24 protein-coding genes are annotated in these 26,165 nt (G+C 68.9%); 14 read left to right on the top strand and 10 right to left on the bottom strand.

The window, feature by feature from the left end; genetic code table 11:
- Window positions 1–30 precede the first annotated feature (30 nt).
- Entirely contained in the window at window positions 31–861 is an 831-nt protein-coding gene (gene nadE, locus OG963_RS07950) for an ammonia-dependent NAD(+) synthetase (protein WP_371798700.1), read from the top strand.
- A 152-nt stretch (window positions 862–1,013) separates the two neighbouring features.
- Here the strand turns inward: nadE and OG963_RS07945 are convergent, their stop codons facing one another.
- A complete protein-coding gene (locus tag OG963_RS07945) occupies window positions 1,014–1,865 on the bottom strand; it encodes an IS5 family transposase (protein ID WP_371798699.1) in 852 nt (283 codons plus the stop codon).
- Window positions 1,866–1,975: 110 nt separating this feature from the next.
- Between OG963_RS07945 and OG963_RS07940 the strand changes: the two genes are divergently transcribed.
- The 3 genes from OG963_RS07940 to OG963_RS07930 all read left to right on the top strand — a co-directional run bounded on the left by OG963_RS07940 (window position 1,976) and on the right by OG963_RS07930 (window position 4,381).
- Window positions 1,976–2,374 (top strand): hypothetical protein, encoded by a 399-nt coding sequence (locus OG963_RS07940; protein WP_371798698.1) that lies wholly within the window; start codon window positions 1,976–1,978, stop codon window positions 2,372–2,374.
- Between the two features lie 374 nt (window positions 2,375–2,748).
- Complete coding sequence (locus tag OG963_RS07935; RefSeq protein ID WP_371798697.1) at window positions 2,749–3,498, top strand: phosphotransferase family protein; 750 nt, start codon at window positions 2,749–2,751, stop codon at window positions 3,496–3,498.
- A 415-nt stretch (window positions 3,499–3,913) separates the two neighbouring features.
- A complete protein-coding gene (locus tag OG963_RS07930; protein WP_093770158.1) occupies window positions 3,914–4,381 on the top strand; it encodes a hypothetical protein in 468 nt (155 codons plus the stop codon).
- A 507-nt stretch (window positions 4,382–4,888) separates the two neighbouring features.
- Here OG963_RS07930 and OG963_RS07925 read toward each other — a convergent pair.
- Window positions 4,889–5,302 (bottom strand): SMI1/KNR4 family protein, encoded by a 414-nt coding sequence (locus OG963_RS07925; protein WP_371798696.1) that lies wholly within the window; start codon window positions 5,300–5,302, stop codon window positions 4,889–4,891.
- A 240-nt stretch (window positions 5,303–5,542) separates the two neighbouring features.
- Here OG963_RS07925 and OG963_RS07920 point away from each other — a divergent pair, with 240 nt between their 5' ends.
- Both OG963_RS07920 and OG963_RS07915 read left to right on the top strand, forming a co-directional pair.
- The gene (locus tag OG963_RS07920; RefSeq protein ID WP_143019954.1) at window positions 5,543–5,947 is read left to right on the top strand and encodes a hypothetical protein; all 405 of its coding nucleotides are present in this window, start codon (window positions 5,543–5,545) and stop codon (window positions 5,945–5,947) included.
- A gap of 276 nt (window positions 5,948–6,223) precedes the next feature.
- Window positions 6,224–6,607, top strand: coding sequence for a VOC family protein (locus tag OG963_RS07915; RefSeq protein ID WP_093770161.1), 384 nt, complete (start codon window positions 6,224–6,226; stop codon window positions 6,605–6,607).
- Between the two features lie 96 nt (window positions 6,608–6,703).
- Here the strand turns inward: OG963_RS07915 and OG963_RS07910 are convergent, their stop codons facing one another.
- On the bottom strand, window positions 6,704–6,832 hold the full coding sequence (locus OG963_RS07910) for a hypothetical protein (protein WP_256327946.1): 129 nt from the start codon (window positions 6,830–6,832) through the stop codon (window positions 6,704–6,706).
- A 373-nt stretch (window positions 6,833–7,205) separates the two neighbouring features.
- Between OG963_RS07910 and OG963_RS07905 the strand changes: the two genes are divergently transcribed.
- The 3 genes from OG963_RS07905 (at window position 7,206) to OG963_RS07895 (ending at window position 9,664) form a co-directional block, all read left to right on the top strand.
- A complete protein-coding gene (locus OG963_RS07905) occupies window positions 7,206–8,225 on the top strand; it encodes a DUF4331 family protein (RefSeq protein ID WP_319330083.1) in 1,020 nt (339 codons plus the stop codon).
- A 75-nt stretch (window positions 8,226–8,300) separates the two neighbouring features.
- Window positions 8,301–8,822, top strand: a complete 522-nt coding sequence (locus OG963_RS07900) for a hypothetical protein (protein WP_143019955.1) — start codon at window positions 8,301–8,303, stop codon at window positions 8,820–8,822.
- A 155-nt stretch (window positions 8,823–8,977) separates the two neighbouring features.
- Window positions 8,978–9,664: a DUF4328 domain-containing protein gene (locus OG963_RS07895; RefSeq protein ID WP_371798695.1), complete on the top strand. Its 687-nt coding sequence runs from the start codon at window positions 8,978–8,980 to the stop codon at window positions 9,662–9,664.
- Window positions 9,665–9,918: 254 nt separating this feature from the next.
- Here the strand turns inward: OG963_RS07895 and OG963_RS07890 are convergent, their stop codons facing one another.
- Window positions 9,919–11,421: an FG-GAP repeat protein gene (locus OG963_RS07890; RefSeq protein ID WP_371798694.1), complete on the bottom strand. Its 1,503-nt coding sequence runs from the start codon at window positions 11,419–11,421 to the stop codon at window positions 9,919–9,921.
- A 500-nt stretch (window positions 11,422–11,921) separates the two neighbouring features.
- Between OG963_RS07890 and OG963_RS07885 the strand changes: the two genes are divergently transcribed.
- From OG963_RS07885 to OG963_RS07875, 3 genes are all read left to right on the top strand, one after another.
- The gene (locus tag OG963_RS07885) at window positions 11,922–13,388 is read left to right on the top strand and encodes an FG-GAP-like repeat-containing protein (RefSeq protein WP_371798693.1); all 1,467 of its coding nucleotides are present in this window, start codon (window positions 11,922–11,924) and stop codon (window positions 13,386–13,388) included.
- 917 nt (window positions 13,389–14,305) lie between these two features.
- On the top strand, window positions 14,306–15,892 hold the full coding sequence (locus OG963_RS07880; RefSeq protein WP_093770167.1) for an ABC transporter substrate-binding protein: 1,587 nt from the start codon (window positions 14,306–14,308) through the stop codon (window positions 15,890–15,892).
- Between the two features lie 47 nt (window positions 15,893–15,939).
- A complete protein-coding gene (locus OG963_RS07875) occupies window positions 15,940–16,311 on the top strand; it encodes a VOC family protein (RefSeq protein ID WP_030924184.1) in 372 nt (123 codons plus the stop codon).
- 156 nt (window positions 16,312–16,467) lie between these two features.
- Here the strand turns inward: OG963_RS07875 and OG963_RS07870 are convergent, their stop codons facing one another.
- Entirely contained in the window at window positions 16,468–17,208 is a 741-nt protein-coding gene (locus OG963_RS07870) for a DUF4230 domain-containing protein (protein ID WP_093770168.1), read from the bottom strand.
- Between the two features lie 335 nt (window positions 17,209–17,543).
- Between OG963_RS07870 and OG963_RS07865 the strand changes: the two genes are divergently transcribed.
- Together OG963_RS07865 and OG963_RS07860 are read left to right on the top strand one after the other, a co-directional pair.
- Entirely contained in the window at window positions 17,544–17,882 is a 339-nt protein-coding gene (locus OG963_RS07865) for a YciI family protein (RefSeq protein ID WP_093770169.1), read from the top strand.
- Between the two features lie 317 nt (window positions 17,883–18,199).
- The gene (locus OG963_RS07860; RefSeq protein WP_176902010.1) at window positions 18,200–18,757 is read left to right on the top strand and encodes a DinB family protein; all 558 of its coding nucleotides are present in this window, start codon (window positions 18,200–18,202) and stop codon (window positions 18,755–18,757) included.
- A gap of 182 nt (window positions 18,758–18,939) precedes the next feature.
- Here the strand turns inward: OG963_RS07860 and OG963_RS07855 are convergent, their stop codons facing one another.
- From OG963_RS07855 to OG963_RS07835, 5 genes are all read right to left on the bottom strand, one after another.
- Complete coding sequence (locus OG963_RS07855; RefSeq protein ID WP_030924195.1) at window positions 18,940–19,164, bottom strand: hypothetical protein; 225 nt, start codon at window positions 19,162–19,164, stop codon at window positions 18,940–18,942.
- Between the two features lie 448 nt (window positions 19,165–19,612).
- Window positions 19,613–21,946, bottom strand: a complete 2,334-nt coding sequence (locus OG963_RS07850; protein ID WP_093770172.1) for a glycoside hydrolase family 3 N-terminal domain-containing protein — start codon at window positions 21,944–21,946, stop codon at window positions 19,613–19,615.
- Window positions 21,947–22,079: 133 nt separating this feature from the next.
- Complete coding sequence (locus OG963_RS07845; RefSeq protein ID WP_093770173.1) at window positions 22,080–24,014, bottom strand: cellulase family glycosylhydrolase; 1,935 nt, start codon at window positions 24,012–24,014, stop codon at window positions 22,080–22,082.
- A 144-nt stretch (window positions 24,015–24,158) separates the two neighbouring features.
- On the bottom strand, window positions 24,159–25,160 hold the full coding sequence (locus OG963_RS07840) for a LacI family DNA-binding transcriptional regulator (RefSeq protein ID WP_093772065.1): 1,002 nt from the start codon (window positions 25,158–25,160) through the stop codon (window positions 24,159–24,161).
- A 164-nt stretch (window positions 25,161–25,324) separates the two neighbouring features.
- Window positions 25,325–26,152, bottom strand: a complete 828-nt coding sequence (locus tag OG963_RS07835; RefSeq protein WP_030924206.1) for a carbohydrate ABC transporter permease — start codon at window positions 26,150–26,152, stop codon at window positions 25,325–25,327.
- Window positions 26,153–26,165 lie beyond the last annotated feature (13 nt).

Genomic DNA, 26,165 nt, shown 5'->3' with positions numbered 1-26,165 from the left:
GCGCACCGTGAACCGGAACAAGGAGCAGACGTGAGCGAGCCGGCGTCCATCGCCCTGCAGCAGGGGATCGCCCGTGACCTCCAGGTCGCCGAGAGCTTCGAGGCAGAGCGGGAGATCGAGCGCCGGGTGGCCTTCCTCGCCGAGCGACTGACCTCCACCGGTCTGCGCTCCCTCGTGCTCGGCATCAGCGGCGGCGTCGACTCCACCACCACCGGCCGGCTGTGCCAGCTCGCCGTCGAGCGGGCCCGGGCCGCCGGGCACGAGGCGCGGTTCTACGCGATGCGGCTGCCCTACGGGGTCCAGGCCGACGAGCACGACGCCCAGCTCGCGCTCTCCTTCATCCAGGCCGACCACGTGCTGACCGTGGACATCAAGCCCACGAGTGACGCCGCGCTCGAGGCCTCGCAGGCCGCCGGTGTGAGCTACCGCGACGCCCATCACCGGGACTTCGTGCACGGCAACATCAAGGCCCGGCAGCGCATGATCGCCCAGTACGCGGTGGCCGGCGCACACGACGGCCTGGTCGTCGGCACCGACCACGCCGCAGAGGCGGTCTCCGGCTTCTTCACCAAGTTCGGCGACGGTGCCGCCGACCTGGTTCCGCTGACCGGCCTGACCAAGCGCCGGGTACGTGCCGTCGCGGACGCGTTGGGCGCGCCCGCCGAGCTGGTGTGGAAGACCCCGACGGCCGACCTGGAAACCCTCGACCCGGGCAAGGCCGACGAGGACGCCCTCGGGGTCACCTATGACGAGATCGACGACTTCCTGGAAGGCAAGCCGGTGGACGAGCGGGCCTTCGAAACGATCGTCCGCCGCTACGGCCTCACCGACCACAAGCGCCGGCTGCCCGTCGCCCCCTAGCTTGATGCGGCCTTCGTGCTGGACGTACGTGTTCCTTGGTCGGACTACATGTTCAGACGAAGGCCGTGTTGGCGTACGCCGGTTACCGAACCGAGTGAGCAAGTTCGACGCACGGTGGCGGCAACGATCTTAGAGCAACCGCCACTTGATGGTCAGCGGAGTCGGCGGGTTGCTGGCCGTGTGCTCCAGCCGTAGTGCTTGCGCGCCCGGCGGATCAGCGCGCGGACAGTGACGAACGCGGCGGCGAGGTAGCGGTAGAAATCGACGACCTTGCCGTCGCGTTCGAAGCACCTGCGGATCTTGCCGTAGCCGTTCATCCATGACTGCGTACGTTCGACCACCCAGCGCTTGCCAACCTGGATCGGCGCCGGGATGCCTTTCACGGCTATCTCGCCGATAAGCCGGTGGTTGTCCAGAACTCGGCGGCAGGGCTTCCCGTTGTACGCGGAGTCCAGGTGGATCACGGCGTTCTCAGGCAAGGCTCCGAGCTGATGTTCGGCCGCCTCGATGGTCGGTCCCAGCAGTTTCGAGTCATGCCGGTTCGCGCCGGCCGCCGCAATGCCTAGCGGGATTCCGCTGCCATCGACCAAAGTGGAGCGTTTGAGTCCCTGCTTCGCACGGTCGACCGGTGACGGTCCGGCCTTGGCGCCGGCGCAAGGGGCCTTGGTGTGGCAGCCGTCAGCAGACAAGTCATCGAAGTTCAGGCCGATCATCGTGTCGTAGGCGGCCAGGGCGATCGCGTGCAGCTGCGTGGCGAGTCCGAGGTGAGCCCATTCCCTGACCCGGCGCCGGATCGTAGTGGCTGAGCACTCGTTGCTGGCGATCCGCTCATAACCCGAGCCGTGGACCAGGGCGTCTACGACGTGGCGAAAGACGACCCGGTCGGGGACCCGGCGGCGGTGGCACCCCCATGGATGCGCCGGATCGAACTCGGGCCGGTCGGGAAGCAACGCGCTGAACTGGTCCCACAGCGGTTCGAACAGGGATGATGGGACGGTAGGCACGAATCCTCCGGCGATCGCTGAGCTTGGAGAGCTTCATGATCGCTAGAGGTCGCGCCTGCGAGTCATCCCTTCAAGCCGAACCTGGCCGACACCCTGGAGAGTGAGAGCCTGTGGGCATATTCGGATCACCGGGCGGCTTCCAGGTCGTGGTACTTGAGTACATGCCATTGCGGCGCTTCGGGCTCTTCCAGATCCTGCTCAATGGCTGGCCGATAGGTGACGGAAGTACAACGGCGTTCTATCCGCACTACTGCGACCTGCAAGATCTCGCCCGCCTGGCGGAGAGCGGCGAACCGCATGAGCGGTATCAGCTGAGCCTGGGTGACACCTTCGACCACATGCAGGTCGACGCTGAGATGACCGACCGCGCGATCCTGTTCAGCTTCCGCACCCATGACGAGAATTCGCAGTGGCGCGAAGCACAGGTAGACAAGAAAGAGTTCCTCACCGTCTGGAGTCAGGCCGCAGCCTGCATCGAGACCATCCTCGCCCAGGCAAACGAGCCCTGACTCGTCGCCCAGGCAAGCGCCGATGTTGAACCCGGCTGCACGAATCACGCCGATCAGCCGGCAACCTGAAGCCCTCGCTGACCATCAAGTGGCGGTCGCTCTTAGATCCGGCCACGGCCCGCACTCGACAGGCACGTCCCGCCACGGAACCTCCCGTCCGAACCCGGAACGCTATGCCGTTGATCAGCTGCTGCCGGGTCCAGACGGACGGGCGGTCGTCCCGCCTCAGGACTCCTGACAGGGCTGGTGGGCTTGTCCTGGTCAGAGGTTGGTGTCGTGCATGAGGCCGCCGGGTAGCGGGACGCGGTCAGCCGCGTGATCGCACGCGACAATCCCGGCGACATCGGCGATCATCCCCGGGATACTGGTCGCCCATGGATGAGGTCGAAGTCGTCGTCGCCCATTCCGAGCGCGCGACCCTGCGCGTCGGCGACGTGTTCTTGAAGGTGGACGCCGATCAGGCGCGCATCGACGTCGAGGTCGAGGCGATGGCCTTGGTGCCGGTCCCGACTCCGGAGGTCCTGTGGCGCAAGCCGCCCGTGCTCGCGATCGCCGCCGTCCCGGGGACGGTGCTCGGCCGTCTCGGTGAGCCGTCGCCCGCGTCGTCGTCGGCGGCATGGGCCGCGGCGGGTGCCGCCATCCGGCAGTTGCACGAGGCGCCGTTGCCGCCCTGGCTCGGCCGGCGCCGCCGGGGTCCCGACGAGTTGGCGGCGGAACTCGACGGCGAGTGCGAGTTGCTCGTGACGAACGGCGTCCTGCCCGCCGACCTGGTCACCCGCAACCGCCAGGTCGCCGAGGCCGCGATCCGGCCGTGGACTCCGGTGTTCACGCACGGCGACCTGCAGATCGAGCACGTCTTTGTCGACGGCGACGAGGTCACCGGCATCATCGACTGGTCCGAGGCGGGTCGGGGTGATGGCCTGTTCGACCTCGCCACATTGACGCTCGGACACGAGGAGCACCTCGACGACGTCATCGCCGGTTATGGCACCGACGTCGACCTCGACGTGATCCGCGCGTGGTGGTCGTTGCGAAGCCTGCTGGGGGTTCGCTGGCTGGTCGAGCACGGCTTCGACCCGTCCGCGCCGGGCTGTGAGGTCGACGTGCTGAGATCCCGGATGTGAGGCTGCGCGAGCCGGACTGCTGCAAGCGCGTTCCGACGCATCGAGCAGGCCATCCCCTGGGGCACGCGTGGTGGATGTCGTCGCGGCTCTCTCAACGGATACGCAGGCGGCGGAACCAGTGCAGCAGCGCACTCGCTCCTTCACGAGCAATGCGAAAGACCTGAGGATCGGGGCTCGTGAGACGTGCGAAGGGCGGACCTTCTCGAGTGATCGATTGAAGGTCACGAAGTATGCCGACGTTGCAGCGTCGGGCGGAAAGGCACGCCCATGCTCAGCGTAGTCAAGGCCCATGGCTCCACCCCGAACGACTCCCTGATCGACGAGATCGTCCGCGAGGGCGCCGGCGGATGCTGGCCGCCGCCCTCCGAGCGGGCAGTGGCATAGTCTCAGACCCGATCAGGCTGGAGTCCTCACCATGAACAACATTCCACTGCGCCTGGAGCGCACCACCGAGCGCGATATCCACGACGACCTGCTTCTGCGATTGGGTGACTACCAGCACACGTGCGATTCGTACTACTTCGCCATCGATGAGTCCGCACGGGCAGGCCAAGACATCGCGGATGGCCTCCGGCGACTCCTCGATCAGTGGGGCGACCACCTGCGGCGGCTGCGGCCCACCGGCGGCACCGTCTTCCTGCCCTTCGACTTCTCGGACCAGTGCACGGCCTGGTTGCGTGTCTCCTCGCCGGATGGAAACCACGCCACCATTCAGGTGGGCTGGAGCAGCATCGAGGGGTGGAGTTTCTACCCTTCGGACTTCGCCGCGAGAGCAGCGAGCGTCGATGACTTCGAGCCCGTCGTCGATGCCTCCGTGGAATGCGGTCTTGATGACCTCATCACGACAGTCGCGGGGAACCGGGACTCACTTTCTCCCACGTAATGTGCTGATCCATAACTCTTGACGATTGCTCTCCTTGCACGACCCGGCGGTACACGCCCAGCCGGTAAGACATCCGGCAAGGCCCTTCCGGCTTGGTGATGTTGGTCGTTGATGTCCGCTGCTGAGCAGCCTCGGATTGCGATGCCAGGGCAGCGCGGGCGGCCGACCGGCGCGGCCGGAGACGCGTTTGCGCAGGCAGCCGGATTCATCGGCTATGCCTTGGCCTGCGGCGAGCCTGAGCGATCACGCCACGAGCTTTGAGGACCGTCGTGGCAGCGATGTCGTCGTGGGTTCAAATCCCACCGCGGAGGAACGGCCCCTCATGCGGATCGGTCGGCAACGTCCTCACCAGCTGTCGGCGAACCCCTGAGGACCGCCGACGGACGTGATCGGTTGCCGGCGTGAGTAGAGGTGTTCATCCAGCGGGGCAGTCCTGGGAAGCCGGCTCACGATGCGGATGGGACCCGTCAGGCATGGTGCCTTGCAGCCAATCGGCCAGCCACTCGGTCAGTGATTGCCCAAGGGGGCCAGAGCGTGCTCCCTGCAGCAGAGGTTGGGATCCCAGTCCCACATCTGTCCATCCGCCGTCTTGACGTCGATCAGCGCCCACATGGCGCAGCCGCGGTCCATCAAAGGCACGAGCCCCGGAGGGAGATTGCGCTCAGGACCGGTGAAATCGCGGTGTGCCATCGCGAGGTCCTCGCAGTCACTGAACCAGTCGCCCGTATCCGTCAGGAACATCGCCCCCAACGGCCCGAAACCGCCGTTGGAGACTTCGAGGTAGACCCTCTTCAGCAGGCGTGGCATCGCGTGTCCCACGGCCCGCTCGGCGGAAGCCACATCTTCCGGAACGGCCGGGCCGGGGGGTTCCTCGTCTCCTGCGTGGGAGCGGGCAGCTGCTATGAGTTCGTCATCAGTCACACGCGGATCCTCGGTGGCTGTCGGTGGATTGTCGACGGCCGGCTTGCAACGAGAAGGCCTACAGCTTCCGCGGACTCCATACTTACCTGCGACGACGGGGCATCGGCCACACCATCCCGGAGAAGAAGCCGACCGGAAACGGCACCGGTACAACAGAGGCCGCCACGGCGGCCGACCCCCCCCTTCGACCGCGAGGTCCAGGGCCTGTCCGGCGGATCATGGTGATGGCAGGGTGTGTCCGTGAGTTACAGCATCTTCCTGCTTCGGTTCGTGGACGGCGAGGTCGCCCCCCTCGACGTCGAACGGTTTCGGCAGGTGACGGAGCCGTACGTGCTGGGGAGCGGCCTGGGGGAGGGCTTCTCCGAGCTCCGTGCGGAGGACGGGGGCGAGGCGGACCTCTACCACGCAACCCAGGACGGGGACGTGTTGTTGTGTGTGTCGGCAACGCACTTTGCCCGCGGCGCGATGACCGGTGTGCTCATCCGGCTGGCGGCAGCCCTGGGCGCCTCGATCGTTCCTCAGGATGGCGGTGCGCTGATCTTCCACGAAGGCGACCGCCGGCATCTTCCTGCGGACCTCCAGGACAAGGCGGTTGTCATAGCCCCCACGGCGGACACGTTCCAGGCGGCATTGGACGAGCTCTGAGCTCTTCCGCCGTGACAGCTGTGTCAGGACCTGTTCGACGGGTCATGGGCGGAGCCGGATCGAGGCGACGGTGATGGTGCCGTGGAAGAGGTAGGCGCTCTTGTCAACCTCGTCGCCACGGCCCAGGAGTTCTTCAACGCGCCGCTCCTCCCTTCGACTTCGTTCCTGCGCCTGTAGAGCGTGTATCGAAAGTGCTGCCAGGAGCCTGATCCGAGTGCGCGAAGACCGAGCGCAACTCGTTGGCGTTTTGCGTGGGGATCAGGAAGGCTCGCGCGCATGGTTTCGGTATTGCAGAACGTGGCGATCGACTGTGCGGATGCCTACGAGCTGGCCCAGTTCTGGAGCAGCGTGACCGGCCGTCCGCTGCATCCGGAGGACAGACCGGGTGACCGGGAGATTCAGGTGCTGCTGGCGGAGGGCCCGGTGCTGCACTTCAACCAGGTGCCCGAGGCCAAGACGATCAAGAACCGGATTCATCTGTGTTTGCGCCCTGAGACCTCGCGCGATCAGGAGGTGGAACGGCTGATGGGCCTCGGTGCCACCTTTGTCGCCGATCACCGGAATCACGATGGTTCAGGCTGGGCCGTCCTTGCTGACCCGGAAGGCAACGAATTCTGCGTTCTGCGCAGTGAGTCCGACCGATCCACCATGAACTCCTGACGCTCACGCGCCGTCCTGCCCGGTGCCGTAGGACAGCTGGTCACAGCCACTCCTGACGCTCACGCGCCGTCCTGCCCGGTGCCGTAGGACAGCTGGTCACAGCCACTCGTTGATGGCCGCGACGAGGACGGTCGCTTCGTGGCGGACGGCGAGCTTGTCGTACCGGATGGCCACTGCCCGGTGCCTCTTGAGGCGATCGATGCCGCATTCGACTGCGTGGCGCACGCGGTAGTCGATCGGTGCTCGCGGCGGCCGTCCGACGACGTTCGACAGGACACGGTCCACCTGATCCGCCGGACAGGCCCTGTTGCGACGCAACTCCGTCAAGCGCTGGTTCTCGACAGGGCGCGTGTCTCTCAGCCGATCAACTGACCGGCGACCTCCCGAAGGCCCACTCTCTGACCGCGAGACGATCGCCTCCCGCCTGTCGGTGACCCATTCGAGCGTTGTTTGCCGGCTGTGCCTCCGCCCTCGACGGACGGAATCCTGTGGCGGCTAGCGTGGACGCACCGCCCAGATGTGTGTATCTCACGTGCCCAGAACGGCCGTTCGAGCGTTCTAGTGGCTTTTCCGGCGGCGAGCAATGGAAGGGCCTGACATGTCCAACCACTTCACCGGCCTCAGCCTTGGGCCACCACTCGGCGACCAGCGTCTCGATCTGTGCGATCTGTACGCCTTCGGGGCCCCTGGCGATCCGAGCAGGACCGTTCTCATCCTCAACGCCAATCCCAAGGCCGATGCCCTGCACCCCGACGCCGTTTACCGCCTGAACGTCGACAACGACGGCGACTACCTGACCGACGTCGCCTTCAGCTGGGTCTTCGGCCCGCCGGCAACCGACGGCTCGCAGACCTACAGCGTCTTCATGGCAACCGGCACGGAGTCCCGCAGGCCCGAGGCGGTCGGCACCAAGATCGTGTCGGACGCCGCCGTCTCCTTCGGTCCCCGGGCCGACGTGGTCGACAGCGGTGACTACAAGGTGGCCGCCGGCAGCCGCAGCGACGCCTTTTTCTTCGACTTCGACGGAATCAAGGATCTGTTCGACACCAGCGGCAACCGGAATTTCACCGCGCCGCATCCGGGCGGAAAGTCCCCGTGGACCGGCGTCGACTCGAACAGCACGGCCAACGTCTTCTCCATGGCCATCGAACTGCCGACCGCGGAGCTGGCCCCCAAGCCCGAGCTGCACATCTGGGGCCGGTGCAGCGTCCTGCGCGACGGCGAACTCGTCCACGCGGACCGGGCCGGGCACCCGTCGATGAGCAGCTTCTTCAACACCGACGACACGAAGGAGGAGTACAACGCCGGCGAGCCGGTCAACGACCGGGCCAGGTGGACGGACCAGTTCGTCCACCTGTTGGGCCACACCGGCGGCTACTCGCGTGAGGAGGCGATCACCGCCCTCGACGAGCACGGCCTGCTGCCGGACGTGCTGCACTTCGACCCGTCCAAGCCTGCCGCGTACCCGAACGGCCGGACATTCGCGGAAGACGTCATCGACATCCGGGTCGCCTTCCTCACGAAGAACGAGGCGCCGCCCACCGGTCTGACCGCGCACACCGACACCCTGGACCGGTTCCCGTACCTCGGCGACCCGCACCCGGCGACCACCTCCTGACGGATCCCGGTGCTCATGCCCGGACGTCAAGGCATCGGCCCGGATTTCGAACAGCGATGGGTGCAGGAAAAGAGCATGCCTGGGCGATCGTTCGGCGTGTACGGCGGGGCGGGAGGACGCGGCCAGGCACAGTGGAGGAGGGCCGACCCGGCCTCGACCACCGAGGAACGGAGACTGCCGATGCTCATGGCCACCCGCGGCATCACAGGCAAGGAGCTCGCCGACGACCTGCTGCAGGGTGTGAGCAGCGAACAGATGAGGGCGGCGACACGCCTCCTCGGTGCTCACCACGACGGCTACTGGCTCCGGCGTTTCTTCGAGGACCAGGAACTCGCGGACGCGGCCGGCCAACCGCTCCTCGACCATGCCGGACCGCATCCTTCCATCGACTGGAACGCGGTGGGACTGCTCCTGCTCGCCGACAGCCCCCTGGCACGCAAGGCGTCGAGCAGCGAAGTGGCCGTACTGGAGTTCGCCGCGTCCCTCGTGGGGCGCGCCCCCATCCAACTTCAGCGCGTCATCCACGCTGTCGACGACACCGAGTTCCGGCTCCTCCTGCGAGCCCTGATGGCGGCCGCATACGGGGAGACCCATTGATCCACGGCCACCAACAGCGGCTGACCCGGTAGCGACGCATCATCCGAGCGTCCAGGATTCGGGCCGGCGGGCGGGCCCGACGCGGCAGCAGCAGCCGAGGCGGTGCTGCCCGTCGGCCGGTCACCGACACCCGTCCGTACGGCAGATCCCGGCCCGTGACCAAGGGGGCGTCCACGCTGGACCGGGTGCCGAGCGCGGCATTAGGTTGCGTCCCTGTGAATCACGACGACACCATCGCCATATCCCCGCCCGTTCCCTCGACCGCGCGCGAGCCGCTCTTCGTACCGAGGGCGATGACGACCGTGGTCATGGCCGCACTCGGGGTCTGCGTTCTGGTCAATGCCGCATTGCTCGTCGCTCAACTGCGCTTCAGTCGCGCGGTTGACGGCTCGTATGCCGCCGTCCAGAGGGAGATGTGGGTCGGCAACCTCACCGGCATGAGGCTGCTCGCCTTCCTGGTGACCGGAATCGTCTTCCTGCGCTGGCTGTGGCAGATTCGGGTGAACGCCGAGGCGCTGGCGCCCCGCGGCCACCGGATGAAACGCGGCTGGACCACAGGCGCGTGGCTGGTGCCGGTCGCCTGCTTCTTCCTGCCCAAGCGGATCATCAATGACATCTGGGCCGCCAGCTCTCCGCCCGACAGGCCGCGGCGCACCGATGCACTGCTCACGTCGTGGTGGCTGCTCTTCGTGGCGGCGCAGCTTCTCGCCTTTCCCTCCACTTCGCGGGGACCGCTCTCGACAGAGATGGCCGGGGCCGCGCTGTATGTCCTCGCGGGAGTACTGGGTATCGGTGTGGTGCGGCGACTTGCCGCGATGCAGAGAGCGCGTCTGCACGGTTGAGCCCGGCAAGCCGCCAGGCCCGGCGGGACCTCCGCGAGATGGACGCCGCTGTGAAGTGGCGGTGGTCGTCAGGACGACGTGGAGGCGACGGGCCTCACGACTCTCCCGGAGATCACTTCGTGGTGTTGTGCCCGAATCGTCACGGGCACAACACCACGTTCGGTGACCGGAACACTGATCCCGCCCCAGGGCCGTGGGGGACTGGTGCGTTCTTTTGATTCCCGGTGAATCCCCGATCCTCGTCGAGGCCTCCGCTACTCGTCGATCGCCGCCCCGAACCGCGCATCGGCCACCGGAGCCCCGAGGCGTGCCCCGTCATAGGTCCAGGTGCCCTTGGCGACCAGCCCCGACGACGACGCGGGGACGACCCATACGAAGCCGTCGCCGGTGTTCTCGCCCGGCGCCGCCGCCAGCAGGCCGAAGAGGCCGTCCGCATTGGCGTCGACCAGCCGCACCTGGCCGCCCCAGGCGTCCGAGGCCTCCGCCACGCCGGGGATGTCGGAGTGGTTCTGGTCGAAGCTGCGCGCACCGGTCGCCGTCAGCCCGCCCGGCGCACCGCGCAGCGTCCAGACCGCACCCGCGTCGGAGACGGACCCGATGTCCTCCCCGGGCGCCCCGACGGCCAGGTCAGGCATGCCGTCGCCGTTGGTGTCGCCGGAGGACATCTCGGCGCCCCACCGGTCGCCGGCCTCGGCTGTGCCGGGAACGCCCGGGGAGTCCTGCGTCCACGTCTGCGCGGGGGTCGGGTCGAGGCCGGACAGATCGCCCTGGCCCAGATAGACGGAGACGGCTCCGCCGACGGGCGAGCCGACGCCCGTGTCGCCGATGGCCAGGTCGTCCTGACCGTCATGGTTGAAGTCGCTGGAGACCACCGCAGGGCCGCCCTCGAACGCGCCGCCGTCCGTGAGCGCCTCGACGCTCGGCGCGCCGTGCAGCACCTGGGTTGCGCCGATCCCCGGCTGGTCGCCGGTGGTCACCCCGGAAATCGCCAGGTCCGCCCAGGAGTCCTCGTTGTAGTTGCCGTGGCTGAGGCTCCGCAGAGCGAGGCCGGTCCCCAGCGGAGCGACGTCCAGAGCCCGGACTCCCTTGTCCGCGAGCTTCAGCTGCTGGGTCGCCAGCCCCGGCGGGGAAGTGAAGAACAGCAGCGTGTCGTTCTCCAGGACGGCAACGCTGTCCCTCAGGTTGGCGTCCGGGTGTGCCGGGTCGGGGGCGAAGTACCGGGCCGCTTCGATCGCCCGCCCGAAGTTCGCGCCGGCCCGCAGCTGGTCGGGGTTCTCCAGCCAGGTGCTGTCGGCCCCATGCAGTCCGGTCGGCGAGCCCCAGAAGACGACGGCGCCGCCCGCGTCGGACAGCCCGGCCAGATCCTCGCCGGGGATACCGACGATCGCGTCGTCGTAGCCGTCGTTGTCGAGGTCGCCGGAGGCCACGGCCTGCCCGAAGCCGTCGCCGGCCTCGGCGCCACCCGGGACGCCCGAGGTGTTCTGGTGGAGGACGCTCTTCTTCGTGGTGCTGAGACCGCTCGACGAGCTGTACTGCACGGTGACGTAGCCGGCGCCCGCGGCGCCGCTCACCGTGGCGCCCGGAGCGCCGATCAGCACGTCGTCGAAACCGTTGCCGTCGTAGTCGCAATTGTGCTGCTGCCAGCCGATGGACGGAAAGGGCACTGAGGCCCCTGCGGCGGGGGGCGCGAACACGGCACCGCCGCCGAGGGTGAGGAGTGCCGCGGCTGCAAGGGCCGCGCTTCTGAGGTGACGCACAAGAACCTCCTTGGTCTCCTGGGTTGCCTACGGCGTCCTGCTCAGCCGCGGTGGATTGTGCGTGGTCGGCGCGGATGCGTGGCGGGGTCCCCGGCGAGGCGCCGAGGCGCATGCCGGTGCAGGTGTCCGGAAGTGCCGGGCGATGCCGCCGCGCCCGCCGCCGAACGGCGTGTGACCATGTGCGGCCTCCCCGTGGCGTAATGCGGTGAGGGCAATGCCCTATTGCACTCACCTGGAAGACATCCGAAGTTCATCCAGGGTTGTACGCCGCGCCGGGACGGTCGTCCGATGCGAGGCGGTCCCAGTTCGTCAGGGAGGCGAAAGGGCACCTCATGCGGTCAGGTCGTCGGGCGAGGGGTTCGAGGACGGCCCGCCCCGTCCCGACGGCTGTATTCACTTCCTGGTCACCGGGCAACCATCCACGCGCCACGCGTGTCTCACAGTCGAGCCCTCACGCTTCGCGCACCCTCGGCTCTCCGTACGCCCATCATGGAGGAATTGTGGGTATTCGCACCTTTGTTGCGGTCGCCGCCTGCGCGGTCACGGCGCTTTCGGGCGGCGTGGCCGCCGCGGCGCCCGCGCCTACCACGGCGGGCCCGGCCGCTGCCACCGAACGCGAGGACTTCAACGGCGACGGCTACCAGGACCTGGCGGTCTCCGCCCCTGCCGCCACCGTCAACGGCCATTCCTGGGCGGGCTACATCGCCATCAGTTACGGCTCCGCGCAGGGGCTCGGCGCGGCGCACACCACGATCATCACCCAGGACACCCCTGGCGTGCCCGGCACCTCCGGTGACGACCACGGCTTCGGCTACCGGATGTTCGCCCGGGACCTCGACAGCGACGGCCTCACCGACCTCGCCCTGGTCACCAACGAGGCGCTCGCGGCCACGATCAACTCCGGCTCCGTCATCGTCCTCTGGGGCCGTACCGGCGGCGTCACGGGCCAGGGCTCGGTGCGACTCCCGGCGCCCGCCGACGCCACCGTCGGCGCGAACCTCACGGCCGGCGACTTCGACGGTGACGGCAAGACGGACCTGATGATGTCTCACAGTGACGACTACGACCTGCGCAGCGTGCTGTACGGGCCGTTCACCCGCGCCGGCGCGCCTGCCCGCGAGCAGCAGTTGACCATGTTCAGTACGGACAACTCCATGATCAGTACCGCGGCGGGCGACTTCAACGGCGACGGTATCGACGACCTGTGCACCTTCTATGCCTACGAGGAGCACGCCGAAGGCGGCAAGCTGTGGCTGGGCACCGAGCACGGGCTGTCGGCGAAGTCCACCCCGCTGCCCTCCGCCGCCGCCACCGCGGTCGGCGATTTCGACAAGGACGGCAAGGCCGACCTCGCCACCAGGGTGATCCCGAACGGCATCACGGAGGACCTCCCCTACGACGCAGGCAGCGTCAAGATCTACTACGGCTCGGCGTCCGGCCCGAGCACCACCCGGACGAAGACCATCACCCAGAACACCACGGGCGTGCCCGGAGTCAGCGAGAAGGGCGACCAGTTCGGCGCCCGACTCAACGCGGGCGACGTCAACGGGGACGGTTACGCCGACCTCGCCGTGGGCGTTCCCTTCGAGGCCATCGGGACGACCAGGGCCGCGGGCTCGGTGGTGCTGCTGAAGGGCGGCTCGGGTGGCCTGGGTGGCACCGGCGCGCAGGCGTTCCACCAGGACACGGCGGGCGTCCCCGGCGTCGCGGAGGCCGACGACCACTTCGGCGGCGCGGTCCGGCTGCTCGACATCAACGGCAACGGGAAGGCGGACCTCGCGGCCGGCGCCCCGGGCGAGGATCTCGGTACGGTCGCGGACGGCGGCGCGGTGTGGTCCCTGCGCGGCGGCTCCTCGGGTCTGACCGCCACGGGAGCGTTCGCCTTCAACCCGGTCGACCTGGGTGCCGCGGTGCCCGGTGCACGCTTCGGCATGGACCTCTCGAACGACAACGGGCCGAACCTGTGACGATCACCTGAAGGGAAGGTTCCGCAGGCTCGACACAGCTGCGGTGCGGTGACACGTACTCCCCAGCTCACAGCCCGCTCGATGTTCAGCGCCTTGGCGAGATAGTTCCGGGCCTTGGGTGACATCGCGTCTCCCGGGGAGGGCGCTGCGGCGTGGGAGATGACGGCACCACCGGCGTGTGGCGGACCTCGGCTGCCTGCCGCAGCGGGGTTGGCTCCGCAGAGCTCGGTCGGTTCTGCGGCGCAATGGCGGCATCCGCCCGACTCCGATGGGGACCGGTCCGCGGAGCGTCAGCGCGGTCGTGCTGAACGTCCACCCCGTGCGGACTCGGCCGTCATCTCGCCAGGAGACTCCAACTGCGCTTTCAATGTACCGATTTCTACGGATTCATAACGGGGTATTTTCGTCCGAAACCACGTCCCGAAACCTCCCGGACGGATCGCGTTCTCGGAGAGTTCCGTTGATCGCTACCGGCGGCCACGACGGACTGGCGGAGCACGTGGACAAAAGCCCCTACGTACACCACCGACTGCCGGGGGCGCAAAGAGGGGGGCTGTCGCCCGCCCTTATGATCTGAGTGAAAGCGCTCGCTTCCCCGGTCCGGATGCGCAGAGCCTCCCCGCGTCTGGAAGGGGGCTGCGGACGGAGACTGGGAACAGCAACGACTGCCCCGGTGCACCGCTGTGATGGAGGAGATTCGGATGCCCCGGACCGGCCCGGACGGCCACGGGTCCGGCCTGACCGTGTCTTGGGCGGCAAAGGCTACAGCTCCCGGTCCATCCGGACCTGGCTCAGGCGGTGGGGCACCGGCTGCACCATCCCCGAACGGACCCACCAGGTCCGCAACCGAGGGTTCCTGATCAATCCCGGCCGTGTGGGACACCCCGCGCGGCCGACAGAAAACACGAGGCAGTTCTGTGAACATACGCAAGCGGTGGACAAGCGCTCCCGTCGGGGCCGGTCTCGCGGCGGCCCTGCTGAGCAGCTGCAGCCTTCAGTCCGAAGGAGGCGCAGCCGAACCCGGCAAATCGATCGTGGTGGGCATGTCGGACGACGTCCTGGCCGCGGATCCGGCCTCGGGCTACGACCCGGGGTCCTGGCTGCTGTTCAACAATGTCTTTCAGTCCCTGCTCAGTTTTCCCCGAGGCAGCTCGACCCCCAAGCCGGAAGCGGCGAAGTCCTGCACGTTCGAGGACGGCAACAGGACCTACCGGTGCACGCTCCGTGACGGTCTGACCTTCAGCAACGGCCACAACCTCACCTCCGAGGACGTCAAGTACTCCTTCGAGCGGGCGATCCGGATCGACGACCCCGCCGGCCCCGCGCCGCTGCTCTCCACGATCGCGAAGATCACCACTCCGGACGAACGAACGGTCGTCTTCCAGCTCAAGGTTCCTGACGCCACCTTCCCCAGCAAGATCGCCTCGGGCGCCGGTTCCATCGTGGACCACAGCGAGTACCCGGCGAACAGCCTGCGCAAGGACGGCAAGGCCGTCGGGTCGGGGCCCTACAAGCTGAAGTCCCTCGACAAGTCGAAGGCCGTCTTCACGGTCAACTCCGGCTACCAGGGCACAGCGCGGGTGAAGAACTCGGGCATCACCCTCGACTTCTTCCGGGGCGACCAGAACAAGCTGGCGTCCGCCCTGCAGAACGGCGACATCGATGTCGCGTACCGCGGTCTGACCGCCCGGGACATCTCCAAACTGGAGGATTCCGCCGCCACGGCCGACAAGGGCATCGACGTCGTCGAAGGCACCAGCGCGGAGGTGCAGCACCTGGTCTTCAACATGAAGGACCCGGTGGTCGGACAGCTCCCCGTACGCAAGGCCATCGCGTACCTGGTGAATCGTGACGCCCTCGTCAGCGAGGTCTACCACTCCACGGCCACCCCGCTGTACTCGATCGTCCCCGCAGGCATCACGGCCCACAACACCGCGTACTTCGACATGTACGGCGGCAGCCCGCAGCCGGCCAAGGCGGAAGAGGCACTGCGTACCGCCAACATCACCGACAAGGTGAAGCTCACGCTGTGGTCCACACCGAGCCGTTACGGCCCCGCCACCGACGAGGCGTTCCGGACGATCGCCAAGCAGCTCAACGCGAGCGGACTGTTCGACGCGGACGTCAAGTCCCTGCCCTTCGACCAGTACGAGAAGCGGATCGCGGCCGGCGAGCTCGGTGTCTACGTGAAGGGCTGGGTCCCGGACTACCCCGACCCGGACAACTTCACCCAGCCGTTCTTCGGCAAGGACAACGTCCTGCAGAACCGCTACGTGAACAACGACATCACCAGCCGGATCATCCCCGACACCGCCGCAAAGGCGGAACGGGGTTCCACCGAGAAGGACTTCAGCGAGCTTCAGGACGACGTGGCCCAGGACCTGCCGATCCTGCCGCTGTGGCAGGGCAAGCAGTACGCGGTGGCGCGGGACAACATCGCCGGCCTGGAGTGGACCCTGGACGCCTCGACCGTCTTCCGCTTCTGGGAGATCAGCAAGTACTAGTTTCCGAGCAAGTTCTGTCGGGGCGATCGCTGGGCACACTGGCCGACATGCCTGTCTCGCTGCATCACATCGTCATCGACGCCCACGACCTTCCCGCCCTGGCCCGCTTCTGGGCCGGGGTGCTGGGTTGGCGGATCCTGTCCCAGCGGGAGCGGGAGGTCGTGATCGGGCCGGACGAGACTGCACCGGTGGGCATCTGCTTCATGCCCGTGACGGACCGCAAGGTCGTCAAGAACCGTCTGCACCTCGACCTGACGTCGGCCGCGGAGGACCGGGAGGCCGAGATCGAGCGCATCCTCGCGCTCGGCGCCCGCAGGGCCGACGTCGGGCAGAGCGGCAGCGAATCGTGGACCGTGCTGGCCGATCCGGAGGGGAACGAGTTCTGCGTCGTTCGCCCTAAGGAGACCCTCATCGGCTGAGGGGCTTCTTCTGATCCCTGGTGGCCGGAGACTCCGGTGTCACCGGTACCGGTGACACCGGTCGGCGACGGCTCGGAGTTCATGGCGTTCTCGGCGCGCCCGACCGTACCGGGCGCACGTCGGTGCGATGCCGCCGGACTACGGGGGCGCGACGTACTACTGGGGGGCCGGTCCGTAGTGCACGGTGACCCGGTCGAACCCCAGTGAGCCGAGCAGGCCCTTGAGCATGTTCGTGGTGTTCTTCTCGGCGCGGGCGGTCAGGCCGCTGTCCTTGGCGGCCTCGCCGATGTGCCGGGCGGCGAGTTTGTTGACCGCCTGCTCACTGCTGGGGTTGTCCGAGAAGAAGTCGCCGATTCGGTCGAGGAGCCCGCGTTGCTTGGACACGGCGTAGGAGCGGTCCGGGTCCAGTGCGGGCTTGCCCAGTACGGCATGCGGCAGTCGGATGTCGGCCGTGGTGCGCTCCTTGTTGATCACGACACCGTCACTCGCCACCTTCCCGAGATCGACGGACGCACCGACGGTGCCGGCACCCACGTACAGGGTGCGGGTGCCACGAATGGCATCCGGCAGGAACTTCGCGTCCTTCTCCAGATCGACGACGACCTGGAAGTTGCCGGAAGCGGCCTCGTACGAGCTCATGTCCTGAATCGACTTCAGCACTGCCGGTCCCGAGCGGTCCTGTGTCTTTTCGCCGAAGAAGTCACCGATGCCGGGAAGCACGCTGAGACGGGTGCCCACAAGCAGCAGAGCGAGTGCGGCCGCGCCGAGCACGACCGCTTTCACCCACCGCCGGGGGCGGTAGGGCCTAGGGTCACGCTCTCCCGGCCTCCCCGATGATCCGAGGTGTTCGGAACTCCCGCGTTGCTTGCCGGCTCTCCTTGCGTCAGTGGACGTCATGGCATCCGTGTGACCCGATCGCCACCTTCCAATCAGGTTGACCGGTCACAATCAGACAGATCCTGTACCTCGAAGCAGACGCCGGCTCCGGCGGTTCGACTGGACCGGTTCGGGCCGCTGGTCACGCGGGCGGCGCACCTCGGCGGGTCTGCCGGCCGCGACGTTTCCGCCGCTTCCGTCGACGGGCTCTCCGGTACGACGTCCTCCTCAGCGATGCGGTGTCGAGTGTCTTGCCGGCCCCTTTCGGAAGCTGGGGGCGTGTCGGTTGTGAAGGGAGGCGTTCGTCGTAGGGTGAGAGGCGGCCGAAGGAGGCCGACGGGCCGAGGGAGCCATGTATGACGCGGTACCTGATCTCGTTCGATGACGGCGCGATGACCTTCCCCGAGGAGGAGTTGCCCGAGGTGGCCGAGGCCTCGCACGCGGTGGTGCGCAAGGCTCAGGACGCCGGTGTGTGGGTCTTCGGTGGTGGACTGCAAAGGCAGCAGGCGAGCGTCGTCGCCACCGACGGGACCGTCACCGACGGCCCGTACCCGGAGACCAAGGCGGTGCTCGGCGGGTTCTCGATCATCGATGTGCCATCGCGTGAGGACGCGCTGGAGTGGGCTGCCGAGATCGCCGCCGCGTGCCGCTGCGCGCAGGAGGTCCGGGAGATCATGCCCGACGCGGCCGTCTGATCGAAGACGATCCGCCGCGGCCGAAGCCTGGATCGGATGTGGCTTGTGACCTGCGGGATCGGCATGCTTCGGGCCTGTCGGCGACGCGGTTGGCCACCCGTTCGCGGACGGCCCGCCAAGACCACCCCGCACCCAGCCCCACCCCGCCACAGTCCCCGCACTTAAGCCGTTGACCAGCCGTGGTGGAGAAGCCCGGCCGGAGTGCAAGTCCGCTTGCGGGCCGTTCTCATGCAGTCCGTCACTCCGGCCGTCACCGCCTGTACCTTCCGAAGCGCCTGTGCCTGCGTGATCACGGCAAGCCCTGAAGGAGAGACCGCATGAGTACGACCGACCGACAGAGAAGAGCTGCCATGTTCGTCGGATCTGACGACGACCCCCGGCTCGATGCTCCCTCGACCGGCGACGAACGAGGCATGCTCGTCGGGTTCCTCAGGGCTCAGCGCTCGACGCTGGAACTGAAGTGCGCCGGTCTGCACACGGAGCTGTCGCGGCGCTCCGTGGGACCGTCCACGCTCTCGCTGCTCGGCCTCGTCCGCCATCTTGCCGACGTGGAACGGCGATGGTTCCGCCAGGTCCTTGCCGGTCAGGACGCACCACCGCGCTTCTCCTCGTCGGCCGAGCCCGACGGCGACTTCGACGGCGCGGTGTCCGATCCCACCGTTGTGGCCACGGCGTGGGAGGCATGGCGCGCCGAGGTGGAGTTCGCCGACGCCTTGGTCGCCGACGCGCCCCACCTGGACCTCGTGGGCGAGGACGCATGGCGCGGGACGGTCTCGCTGCGCTGGGTGCTCATCCACATGGTCGAGGAATACGCCCGGCACAACGGACACGCCGATCTGCTCCGTGAGCGCATCGACGGCGCGGTCGGCGTGTGATGCGACGGCTGACGGAGGCCGTGGTGAACCGGGGCAGGATGCGACGCGGTACGGATGTGCGATCGCTCCGGTCGATGGCCTGCCATGTGCGCTCCAGGAGGTCCGGGACCAACTCCGTGTCCGCCACCTTGATGTCCGCCACCTCGAGCTGCCGGGCAGAGGCGTCCGTCGTGTCCTCTCGGTCAGGCGGCCTGGTACACGTGTGCGCGGGCGCCCCGCCATTCGATCACGTCGGGATCGTCGAGAACCCGCTCCGGGGCAGCCAGTCCGGCGCCGGTCAGAAGCACGACAAGGTCGTGATCGCTGTGCACGGTCCCCAACCGCCGTTCGCAGCCGTCGGCGTGCATCGTCACAAGTCTGCCTCCGGAAGGCGTGGGGGCCTGAACGGTCCAGCGAGGTGTCACCATGGCTTCAGGGTGTCTCCAAATGCCCCTCGGTGTAACGCACTTGTGCGCCGTACACCCGTCTGGCCGATCGGCGTTTTGTTCGGAACCGTGTGATCTGGTTAGCTGCTTCTGCCGCCCGGTCTGAGCAACTGTCAGTGACTGACCGCGACCGGGCGCAATTCCGCCCCCCTTCCGGGGAAGGGGGGCGGAATTGAGCTGTCCGGGCTCAGATCTTCGTCCGCCCACGGGCGTTGCGCAGCAGAACTGCCCCACAGGGCGGGCCTTTCGAATCGGACAGCCGACTGCCTGGCCGGTCCGTGATCTTCGAGGCCCGGACAGTCTGCCGCTCCGGTGTCGGAGGGGCTGGACCGGTCGCCACTCGCCGCGGTGCTCGGAACGGTCGTCGGTCCGAGCCGTTGTCGTACCGTGCGGCGGGCGATCCGCGCCCGCGGCATGAGCGGGCCGTCCGCTACCGGCGGATGCCGCTCGGCGGGGCGGTCACGGTGAGCCGGGCGCCACGGGTCCGGTCCGAGGACGGGCCCGTCTCGATCGTGAACTCTCCCGGCTCCACCGCACGCTCCCACGAGCGGGTGACGGAGGCCAGGGTCCGCGCCCCCACCGGAAAGGAGACCTCGGCCCGCTCCCCGGGCACCAGCTCGATCCGGGTGAAGCCGCGCAGTTCCCGCACCCGCGGCCACGACGTCCCGCCGAGCACCCGGCGCACGTACAGCTGCACCGTCTCGCGCACGGACCGGTCGCCGGTGTTGTGCACTTCCACCGTGCACAGGAGAGGCTCCTCGGCTCCGTGCGCGTCCGCGTCGAACTCCGCCACCGCGACGCACGTGCGGGACAGCCGGGGTGCGCCGTACTCCACCGACGTATAGGTCAGGCCGTGACCGAACGCGTGACGTGCGGTCGTCGGCTGGTCGACATAGCCGCGGTAGCCGTGGTCCTTCCCGTTGTAGAAGACGGGCAGCTGGGCCGACGACCGGGGAACCGAGACGGGCAGCCGACCCACGGGATCCGCCGCACCGAACAGCACGTCCGCCACCGCGCGCCCGCCCCACGGGCCGGGGTACCAGGCGCTCAGCACCGCCCCGGCCCGGTCGGTGAGGTCCGGCAGCGCGTGCGGTCTTCCCTGGACCAGCACCACGACGACGGGGGTCCCTGTCCCGGCGACCGCGTCGAGCAGAGCCGACTGTCCTTCGGGAAGCCCGAGTTCGGCCAGGTCCACACCTTCCCCGCAGGTCATCTCCACGGGATTGCCGGAGGCGACGACGGCGGCTCCGTTGTCGTCGAATCGTGTCTCCGACGCCCGGGCGCTGGAACCGCCGAGCACCATCACCGCGACATCGGCACCGGCCGCGAGAGAGACCGCCTCGGGGAGGGCCGACAGATCGGCGCCGACGAGATCGCTGCCCCGGGAGTGTGCGACCTCCGTGCCGTCCGGAGCCGCCGCGACGAGGCCGTCGAGAACGCTGATGCCCGTGCCGGACCGCTGGGGAGCGGTGTAGTCGCCGATCTGGTGCGGTACGGAGTCGGCGTTCGGGCCGATGACCGCGATCCGGCGGACGCGGTCGGTGAGCGGGAGCGTCATTCCGTCGTGTGTGAGGAGCGTGACGGATTCCCGGGCGATACGCTCGCTCAGCAGTTCCGGCCCCGGAGCCGGCGCGCGCTCCCCGGTGTACGGGTGCTCGAAGAGGCCCAGCCGGAACTTCAGAGCGAGGATCCGCCCGACCGCGGTGTCGAGGCTGCTCTCGTCGACCAGGCCGCTCCGCACGGCCTGCTCCAGCCGGGGGAAACAATCGTCCCAGAGGCTCAGGTCGGTTCCCGCCTCCAGTGCCAGCGCGCCGGCCGCCACCGGGTCCCCGGCCAGCCGCACCAGGCGGTCGAGCGCGAGCCCGTCGGCCATCACGAGCCCGGTGAACCCCCACCGTTCGCGCAGTATCCCGGTCAGCAGCTCCCGGTTTGCCGCACAGGGGATGCCGTCGAATTCGTTGTACGCCGCCATGACACCCGCCGCCCCGGCCCGGATCCCTGCCAGAGCGGCCTCCAGATGGATCTCGTGCAGCTCGCGGGCGCCGAGCTCGGTGGCCGCGCTGTTGCGACCGCCGACCGTGGCTCCCTGCCCGGCGAAGTGTTTGAGTACGACTGCGGCCCGGTCCGGCCCGAAGCGACTCCCCGGCGGCCCCTGGACGCCGCGCACCAGGGCTTCGGTGAACCGCGCCGCCAGGTACGGATCCTCGCCGAAACACTCCTCCGCGCGGCCCCAGCGCGGATCCCGCACCAGGTCGAGCGCGGAGACCAGCGCCACGTGGCCGCCGCGTGACCGGAGTTGCGCGGCGGCGAGGGCGGCGGCCTCCTCGTACAGCTCAGGGTTCCAGGTGGCGCCGACCGCCAGGTTGACCGGCAGCAGGGTGCCGTCCAGCGCCTGGAGGCCGTGCGGCATCTCCTCGACCAGCAGTACGGGGATGCCGAGCCGGGTGTTTTCCACCACGTACCGCTGGACGGCGTCGGAGACCCGCGCGCCGTCCGCGGCGCCGATGCCGGTCTCCGCCGTCACACCCGACCAGGGGTCGGCGCGCTGCAACCCGTAGAGCGCGCCCATCCCGTCGTGGGCGGCCACCTCCGTCCGGAACGCCTCGGTCAGCTCGTGCCCCGAGGAGGTGCGTTCGTACGCGTCCCACCCGTACATCCGTTGGTTGACCTGGCCCACCTTCTCGGTGAGCGTCATCCGCGCCAGCAGGTCACGCACCCGGTCGGCGACGGGGGCCGTGGGATCACGGAAGAGCGGCTCGGACATCGGGTGGCTCACTTTCACGGGCGGCGGGACAGGGTGGGTGTGCGGTACGGCATTTCGTACGGCAGGGCTGCTCCCGTTCGGTGCGGTCCGGTCACGTGTGTCCCGACCGGACCGAACGACAAGGCCCCGGCCGTCAGCGCAGTTCGAGGACGCGCACCCCGTACGGGGCGATCACCACGTCCGCCACCGGCTCGCCGCCGGCCAGCTCGCGCAGTTCTCCGTCCGCCGACGGACGGACGGTCAGTTCCTCGCCCGACTGGCTCACCAGCCACACGTAGCGGCTGCCGTCCTCGTGGACCAGGGTGTCGGCGGCGACGTACGGCGTGTCGACCGTCACCGGTCGTGCGGCCCCGGCCAGTTCGGCGAGCGCCGCGTACAGGCGGTGCGTCTGCTCCGGGTTGGCGCGGGCCGTGCGGGCGGCCATGTGCTCCAGCGGATAGGTGGCCAGGACCGTACGTCCCTCGCCCGTCTCGTGGCACAGCAGCGCCGGGCGGCCGTGCGCGTCGGCGGCGACGACCCGTGCACCGGCCGGGACCACCGGCAGGTAGGCGCGGCTGTCCTCGTTGCCGGCGACCGGGAACGTCAGGGTCTCGCCCGCGACGATGGAGCCGAAGTCCTCGATGAACGTCATCTCCACGACGTCGTCCTCGATCGGCTCCGCGACACCGTAGGAGAGCTGGAGCTCCACGCCGAACAGGCCGTCCAGGTCGTGGAACCACGGGCCGCGTGTCGTCGGGTGCTCACCCGAGCAGAACGACAGGTAGACCGTGGCGCCCTCGCGGGCCCGGCGCTCCAGCGCCCGCCGCGTGCGGGTGGTCAACTGCCGCGTCGAGGGCAGCAGATACAGTGCGGCGTCGTCCGGCAGCCCGTCCGCTTCCCGGACGAACGCCACCGGCAGGTCCGCGCCGCGCGCGGCCACGTACCCCTGGTGCAGCGAGGTGAAGATCAATGGCCGGTCGGCGGGTCGGCTGTAGGGGTAGCCGCGCTCCAGGAACGCGGGCACGACCAAGGCGGTGTCGGCATCCGTCCGGCGGCAGCGTGTGAAGTCGATCCGCTTCAGCACTTCGGCGAAGTCGGCCAGTTCACGCAGCGGCTCCTTCGGCCGGCCGGTGTGGTCGGTGATCCCGAAGTGCATCTCGAAGGGGTGGTGGTCGTACGGCGACTGCTCCCAGAGCTCGTCGTAGTCCGTGTTGTTCCAGGCGATCCAGCCGGTGGCGCCGCCGAGCAGCGAGTTGTGCAGGGTCTGCCGGTAGAACACGCCCGCGTTCGCCGTCGAGACCGTGTCGGTGGAGAGCCCGAACTCCTCCAGCACGACCGGCCGGCCGGTGACGGCGGCGAGTTCGCACTCGAACGCGGCGCGGTAGTGCTGGCGTGGCCGGTCCGTGTCCGAGCGGTAGACGTGCGGCCCCACGAAGTCCACGTACTCGGCGGTCTCGCGCAGCGAGAAGCCGTTGTCGCGGCCGGTCACCTCGATGCCCCAGGCGCCGTCCCCGAGCGACACGGGCTGGGTGCCGCCCGCCGCGCGCACCGCGTCGCACATGAACTGCGCCCAGGCGGTGACGACCTCAGTGGAGGGTGGGTCGACCTGGTGGATCCGCCCGTAGCCCGGCATCTCGTTGGTGATCAGCCAGCCGGTGACCGCGGGGTGGTCCTTGAAGCGCCGGGTCATCTGGGAGACGAACCACGCCTGCCGCCCGACGAGCCACACGTCCTCGTACAGATCACGGTCCCCGCGCCAGGCGGGGTCCCAGTTCTCACCGGACATGTGGCCGACGATGAAGGTGGGTACCGTCCCCATCCCCGCCTCGGTGTGGGCGTCCAGGAAGTCACGGAAGCGGTCGCACAGCTCCTCGTCGATGCGTCCGGGCTCGGGGTGGAAGTCGGGCCAGTAGAAGAACGACCGGGTCATGTTCAGCCCGTGGTCCCGTAGGACGGCCAGCTCCTCACGTACCGTCTTCGGCTCGTAGTTCCGCCACATCAGCGGACCGCCGGTGCGGGACCAGAAGTTGGCGCCGAGCCAGGGGAGAACGGCGGAGTCATGGGTGAGCTGGGCGCTGTGGCGTCGCATGGTCTTTCTGTGACCTCTTCGATGTGCGGGGGTGGATCGGTACGGCCGGGGCGGGTCGTTCCGGGCCGGGCCGGGGGAGCCGCGGGACAAGGCGGGGCCGTGCACCGGCGGGCCGCGTGCGGTGCGGAGCGGATGACGCATGGTTCAGGGCGCTGACGGCACGGGACCGGTCGACTCCCGTACGACCAGGCGCGGACGTCCGTCGAGGACCGGCGGGGGTACGTTCTCACCGCACCGGACGAGCAACGTGCGGGCGGCCGCCGCACCGACACGTTGCACCTGCTGGTCCACGGTGGTGAGCCGGGGGTGCAGCCAGCGGCCGAGCGGCAGGTTGTCGTACCCCACCACCGACACCTCCCCGGGCACCCGGAGCCCGCCGCGCTGGGCCGTACCGATGCCGCAGACGGCCATGGAGTCGTTGGGGAACACCAGAGCGGTCGGCCGGTCGGGCAGGGCGAGCAGTTCCTCTGTGACGGCGACGGCCGCCTCCTCCGTGAAATCGGTGTGCCGGACGGCGACGGGACGCAGACCCGCCTCCGCGAGGGCTTCCTCGAAGGCGGCCAGACGGAGCCTGGTGTGCATCAGGTCGGCCGGACCCGCGACGTACGCGAGACGCCGGTGGCCGAGCTCCAGGAGGTGTGCGACGGCCTCACGGACACCGGCGCCCTGCTGCCCGAGGCCGACGCCGGGAACCGCCGACGCGGGGTCCGGTGCGCCCAGCAGGACGGCGGGCAGCCCGAGGTCCCGCAGCAGCTGCGGGCGCGGGTCGTCCGCCCGTGCGTCGGTCAGCACGGCACCGTCGATCCGGCCTTCGGCGACCAGCCGTTCGTACAGTGCGCTCTCCTGGGTCATGTCGGCGACCAGGTGGAGCAGCAGACCGTAGCCCCGGGGCGCCAGTTCGCCCTCCAGACCGGTGATCAGTTCGCTGAAGTGCGGGTCGGCACCGAGCACGTCCGTGGGGCGTCGCACGACGAGCGCGATCGTCCGGGTCCGTGCCCGGCGCAGGGCTGTCGCGGACGCGCTGGGCGACCAGCCCAGTTCGGCGGCCGCGTCCAGGACTCGGCGGCGGGTGGCCTCCGAGATGCGCCCCGTGCCGTTGACAGCCTGGGAGACCGCAGCGGTGGAGACCCCTGCCGCGGCGGCCACGGCCTTGATCGTGGGACGGACGGCCCCCTCGGCGCTCGCGCGGGTCCCGCGCTCTCCGGAGGGACCATCAAGGGTCCGGCCCGGACGCGCGACCGGGACGCCGGACCCCGGCGACACCCCCGCGACGCTTCCTGCGTCCTCGGGACGCCCCCTGAGACGTTCCTTCACATCTTCACCGCCCCGCTGACGAGAGCCTGCTGCATGCGCTTCTGGAGCACCGTGTACACCACCCAGACCGGGACCAGTGTGAGCACCGTGCCCGCGGTCAGAATGCCGTAGTCGGTGCCGGTCAGGGACTTCAGGGTGGGCAGGGCCACCTGCACGGTGCGCTGCTCGGGGTCGGGGCCGATGATGACGAGCGAGTACAGGTACTCGTTCCAGAAGGTCAGGAAGTTCAGCAGGAGGATGGTGGCGATCCCCGGCGTGCACATGGGCGTGTAGATGTGTCGCAGGACGGCGAAGGTGGACGCGCCGTCCATGCGCGCCGCCTCCTCCATCTCGCGCGGGATGGTCCGCATGAACTGCACCAGGATCACCACCGAGAGCGGCATCGCCGTGGCCGGCAGGAACAGCACCATGAACGCGCGGGTGTGGAACAGCCCGGTCACGGCGGCGAGCAGGAACGTGGGGAAGAGCGCGGCGAACGTCGGAACCAGGAACCCCAGCGAGAACACCCGCTCGACGGCCGCGCCGAGAGGTCCCTCGGTGCGGGCGATGGCGAAGGCCGCCGGAACGGCGAGCGCCAGTGTGAGAGCCAGCGCCAGCACGGTGACGAGCACCGAGTTGGCGACGGCGGGTCCCAGGTCCGCGGAGGAGAACGCCTCCCCGAAATTGCCCAGGGAGAGAGAGGTCGGCAGGGAGAACGGGCTCCCGAAGATCTGGTCGTTCGTCTTGAACGCCGAGACGAGCAGGTAGTAGAGGGGGACCACGAGCAGCGCCGCGTAGAGCCACGCGAGGATGTGCGCCGGCAGCCAGGACCTTCCGAACTTCATGGAACCGCTCCGA

The sequence above is a fragment of the Streptomyces sp. NBC_01707 genome, assembly GCF_041438805.1.
Taxonomy (GTDB): Bacteria; Actinomycetota; Actinomycetes; order Streptomycetales; family Streptomycetaceae; genus Streptomyces.
This window is presented reverse-complemented; position numbering and strand designations above follow the sequence as displayed.

Bases quoted from the DNA above. Each gene is read 5' to 3' on its own strand.
- OG963_RS07900 (WP_143019955.1), top strand. From the start codon at position 8,301: ATGCCTGGGCGATCGTTCGGCGTGTACGGCGGGGCGGGAGGACGCGGC.
- OG963_RS07845 (WP_093770173.1), bottom strand. From the start codon at position 24,014: ATGCGACGCCACAGCGCCCAGCTCACCCATGACTCCGCCGTTCTCCCC.
- OG963_RS07935 (WP_371798697.1), top strand. From the start codon at position 2,749: ATGGATGAGGTCGAAGTCGTCGTCGCCCATTCCGAGCGCGCGACCCTG.
- OG963_RS07865 (WP_093770169.1), top strand. From the start codon at position 17,544: ATGACGCGGTACCTGATCTCGTTCGATGACGGCGCGATGACCTTCCCC.
- OG963_RS07870 (WP_093770168.1), bottom strand. From the start codon at position 17,208: ATGACGTCCACTGACGCAAGGAGAGCCGGCAAGCAACGCGGGAGTTCC.
- OG963_RS07905 (WP_319330083.1), top strand. From the start codon at position 7,206: ATGTCCAACCACTTCACCGGCCTCAGCCTTGGGCCACCACTCGGCGAC.
- OG963_RS07875 (WP_030924184.1), top strand. From the start codon at position 15,940: ATGCCTGTCTCGCTGCATCACATCGTCATCGACGCCCACGACCTTCCC.
- OG963_RS07860 (WP_176902010.1), top strand. From the start codon at position 18,200: ATGAGTACGACCGACCGACAGAGAAGAGCTGCCATGTTCGTCGGATCT.
- OG963_RS07915 (WP_093770161.1), top strand. From the start codon at position 6,224: ATGGTTTCGGTATTGCAGAACGTGGCGATCGACTGTGCGGATGCCTAC.
- OG963_RS07850 (WP_093770172.1), bottom strand. From the start codon at position 21,946: ATGTCCGAGCCGCTCTTCCGTGATCCCACGGCCCCCGTCGCCGACCGG.
- OG963_RS07930 (WP_093770158.1), top strand. From the start codon at position 3,914: ATGAACAACATTCCACTGCGCCTGGAGCGCACCACCGAGCGCGATATC.
- OG963_RS07835 (WP_030924206.1), bottom strand. From the start codon at position 26,152: ATGAAGTTCGGAAGGTCCTGGCTGCCGGCGCACATCCTCGCGTGGCTC.
- OG963_RS07855 (WP_030924195.1), bottom strand. From the start codon at position 19,164: ATGGTGACACCTCGCTGGACCGTTCAGGCCCCCACGCCTTCCGGAGGC.